Origin of the sequence: Streptococcus sp. 3167, assembly GCF_013277175.1 — a bacterium.
In the GTDB taxonomy this organism is placed as follows: domain Bacteria; phylum Bacillota; class Bacilli; order Lactobacillales; family Streptococcaceae; genus Streptococcus; species Streptococcus pseudopneumoniae.
Map to the genome: position 1 here is coordinate 1 of NZ_VMML01000120.1, position 876 is coordinate 876.

General features: G+C 40.2%; 1 pseudogene. It reads left to right on the top strand.

From position 1 onward, the window contains the following. A pseudogene (locus HT678_RS11250) lies at positions 1-804 on the top strand (ISNCY family transposase); the annotation flags it as partial. Between the last annotated feature and the right edge of the window lie 72 nt (positions 805-876).

An 876-nucleotide genomic window follows, 5' to 3' on the forward strand; every position in this document is an offset into this window, starting at 1 on the left:
CCTAGGGGCTTATTTTGATAAAAAAGAGAACTTGAATGCTTACTATCATGTCCTTGAACAAATCTTAGCCAATCACGGCATTCCCCTTCAAATTAAAACAGATAAGAGAACGGTCTTTACCTATCAAGCCTCCAACTCTAAGAAAATGGAGGACGATACCCATACACAGTTTGGATACGCCTGTCACCAACTGGGGATTCTCCTTGAGACAACCGCTATCCCTCAAACTAAAGGGAGAGTCGAAAGACTCAATCAGGCACTACAATCTCGCCTGCCTATTGAACTGGAACGAAACAATATTCATACCTTGGAAGAAGCCAATACTTTCCTTCTTTCCTACATTCAAACCTTTAATGAACAGTTTGGAAATAAGACAAAACTCTCTGTCTTCGAGGTGGCTCCTAAGCCCTCTGAACGAAATCTCATTCTAGCTAGACTGGCGGAGAGAGTCGTGGATCGTGGACACCATATCCGATTCCAAAATCGTTGCTATATCCCTGTTGAACAAGGAAAAGAAGTCTACTTCAGCAGAAAGACAAAAGCATTCGTTATAAAAGAAGTTGACGGTGACATCTACCTCAATATCGCTGACAAGATCTATCACACAAAGGAGCTACTAGTTCATGAACTCTATTCGAAAAACTTTGAATCAGAACCAGAACAAAAAAAGAAAGACGCAAGTATGTCCCTCCACAAACCCATCCGTGGAAACTCACATCTTTCAAACAATATCTTCAGAAAAATAAAAAGGATTATGAAGAGTTTACTAGTGAGGAGCTTCATTCTCCTCAGCTACAAGTATAATCTATTTCTCGCTAAATGGGAAGCTGTTCCTTAAAGGAAATCACTCTATCCCTTACATTTAGGAGAGAGAAA